The organism is Nocardia grenadensis NBRC 108939 (assembly GCF_001613445.1).
In the GTDB taxonomy this organism is placed as follows: Bacteria; Actinomycetota; Actinomycetes; order Mycobacteriales; family Mycobacteriaceae; genus Nocardia; species Nocardia grenadensis.
On sequence record NZ_BDCJ01000055.1, the window covers coordinates 1 to 2,516 of the forward strand.

The 2,516-nt window shown below is 65.7% G+C and carries 3 protein-coding genes and 1 pseudogene; 3 read left to right on the forward strand and 1 reads right to left on the reverse strand.

The genetic code is table 11. The features are described 5' to 3' along the window. On the reverse strand, nt 1-624 hold a 624-nt coding region (locus NGR01S_RS29640; RefSeq protein WP_245664840.1), incomplete at its 3' end, for a P-loop nucleotide/nucleoside kinase family protein. 185 nt (nt 625-809) lie between these two features. On the opposite strand from NGR01S_RS29640, the gene NGR01S_RS29645 reads away from it, so the two are divergent. The 3 genes and pseudogenes from NGR01S_RS29645 to NGR01S_RS29655 all read left to right on the forward strand — a co-directional run. Next, nucleotides 810-1,268, forward strand: coding sequence for a hypothetical protein (locus NGR01S_RS29645; protein ID WP_063025340.1), 459 nt, complete (start codon nt 810-812; stop codon nt 1,266-1,268). Beyond that, nucleotides 1,268-1,978 carry a DUF2637 domain-containing protein gene (locus tag NGR01S_RS29650; RefSeq protein ID WP_063042716.1) on the forward strand — a complete coding sequence of 237 codons (711 nt, stop codon included), beginning with the start codon at nt 1,268-1,270 and terminating at the stop codon, nt 1,976-1,978. The genes NGR01S_RS29645 and NGR01S_RS29650 overlap by 1 nt, the downstream gene beginning before the upstream one ends. Further along, nucleotides 1,978-2,516 (forward strand): annotated as a pseudogene (locus tag NGR01S_RS29655) (FtsK/SpoIIIE domain-containing protein); the annotation flags it as partial. The gene NGR01S_RS29650 and the pseudogene NGR01S_RS29655, both read left to right, overlap by 1 nt.

The following is a 2,516-nucleotide window of genomic DNA, read 5'->3' on the forward strand; positions in this document are numbered from 1 at the left end:
TGCGCCCTCGGTTTCGGCGCGAGCGATCATGTTCTCAAGCCAGGATCGGTCGGCGAATTCGCGGAGGTACGGCGCAGCGGCTATCGCCGAGTTTCCGACCTCCAGGTTGTCCTGGATGACGGCGGCCAGTGCCTCGTATTCGCGAGGCCGTATCCGATTCAGGTAGATGTCCGACTCTCGATCGTCGATCGTCGATCCAAGGTCCTCAAGGGCGGGCTCGATGATCGGACGGGCGATGGTGTCCTTATCGAGGATCGCCCAACTCGTCTCTCGTGCAAGGGTTCTCGCAAACTCGCTCTTGCCACTGCCTGCGTAACCGCCGACGCATACAACCCGGGGTCGTACAGGCCGAACCGGCGGGGCGATCGACAGGCTTACAGATGTCGGCGTAGTCACAATCCGGCCCGACCGATCGTGGCTCGCGATGTATCCATCGACCGCAAGCTGCTCCATCGCCTTGGTGATCGTGAGTTGACTGGCTTTCCATTCGTCGGCGAGCGCGCGAGTGCTTGGAAGGCGTTGGCCATCTCGCAAGCGGCCCGATTCGATGTCATTACGGATGGCCTGCGCGATCCGTATGTGCGCAGGCAGCGAGCGCTGGCCTCTCGGCTGCGGCATGGCCATCTCCTTCGGGTAGCGGTTGCGCCCTAGAGGGTAGCAGTTGGTTCTGACGCCACTACCTGCGGATTCTTCGCGAATGTAACGGTTCGATCTCGGCATGGTGAAAGCAATTGCTTCGCGATGAAAGCAGTTGTACTCTCAACCCACCGGAAATCACCGGGCATTCCCACACTGAGGAGATTTTCAAGATGGCTATGAAGAATCTGTGGTTCACCCCGGCGTTCGAAGATGCGTTCCCGAAGGGCCTGTTCCTGCTCGGTGATGTCGAGCCGATGTTGGAGTTCAACTCCGACCGCAACGCGCCGAAGCGGCAGCGTCAGGACCTGGACGCCGAAGGCAACGGCACCGGGAAGCGGCTGTGGAAGGCCACCGTCACCGACCCGGCGGCCCCGAACGCTCGTCAGGCGAGTTTCGATCTGGTGTTCGTCGCCGATCACATGCCGGTTCCCTCGACCCCGGAGCTTGCGCCCGGGATGCGGCCGATCGTGCTGGAGGGGTTGCAGGTCAAGCCGAAGATCGCCGGTCAGGGCGAGTTCAAGTCGATCGGCTGGAACATCCGGGCCACCGGTTTCGCCGGGGACACCTCCGGTGCCAAGCAGGCTCCGGCCGATCCGGGTGCGGCCCGGCCCTCCGGTAAGGCTGCGTGATGCGGGCGGCGGATCAGTCGGCGGGGATGCGACTTGCGCGCTGGTCCGCCGCACTCATCATCCTCGGGGTAGGAGCGGCAGCGTTCCGGCTGTCGTTCTCCACCCTGGAAGACCTCGCCCGCCTGGCCCGGATGCCTGCCGATGATGCGTGGTTGTTCCCGCTGATCGTCGACGGCACTATCCTGCTGGCCACCTTCGGGCTGCTGGTCTGCGCCCGGCACAAGTCCGAACGGAACTTCTTCCTCGGGGTGCTGGTGGTCGGCGCCCTGGTCTCGGTCGCTGGGAACTCGGTGCACGCGGTCGCGGCCGGTCAACCACTACCCGGTTGGGCTGCCGCTCTGGTCGCGGCGGTGGCTCCGATATCGCTGCTGGTCGACACTCACGGGCTGGCGCTGTTGTTCCGGGTCGCTGCCCGTCAGCGTGCCGAAGCTCAAGCCGAGCCGGAACCGGTGGCTGCGCCCGAGCCCGCCTCGGTGGCTTTGCCGGCCGAATCTGCTTCCGAACCGGTAACCATTCCGGTTCCTGAACCCGAGCCCGAGCCGGTCACGCCGCCTGTGCCTGTGCTGGCCGCGGTTCCCGATCCGACCCCGGCCCCGGCTCCTCCGACCCCGGCCCCGGCTCCTCCGGCCCCGGTCGCTCCGATTCCTGTTCGTTCCTCGCGTCCGGTGCAGACGATGCTGCCGCTCGCCGTCCCTGTTGGGAGTGCCTGATGATCTCACCCGATTTGCTCATTGCCGGTGGTTCGGCTGCGGTGACCGCGTTCACCATGTGGCGCTGGCGTCGCCTCGACGGTGTCACCGACCCTGCTGCGGCCAACGAAACTGCTGGTCTTCCGGTGGAACTGGGCCCGGCGGCCTCGATCGTCACCGATTCCGCACAGTTGGCCCTGATGTGGCCTGCCCTCGGGCTCGGCTCGTGGGAGACCGGGTATCCGAACGTCACCGCCGCGACGTTGACCGGTGCCGGGATGCTGGTGGAAGTCCAGATGCTGGGCGGGCAATCCCTCCAGCACTGGGCCAACGACGCCACCCGCGAAGCCCTGGCCTCCTACTTCGCCGTCCCCGAAGTTCGTGTGACGAGTCCGTCTCCGGGGTTTGTGCACCTGGAACTGCGCACCGTGGACCTGCTGGCCGACTCGGTGCCGGTGACGAGTCTGCTGGCCTACGGGGTGGACCTGGAAGCGGTCCCGGTCGGGGTGACCGAAGACCACGATGTGTGGCGGCTGCGGGTCATGTACTCCCACATCCT

Bases quoted from the DNA above. Each gene is read 5' to 3' on its own strand.
- NGR01S_RS29645 (WP_063025340.1), top strand. From the start codon at position 810: ATGGCTATGAAGAATCTGTGGTTCACCCCGGCGTTCGAAGATGCGTTC.
- NGR01S_RS29650 (WP_063042716.1), top strand. From the start codon at position 1,268: ATGCGGGCGGCGGATCAGTCGGCGGGGATGCGACTTGCGCGCTGGTCC.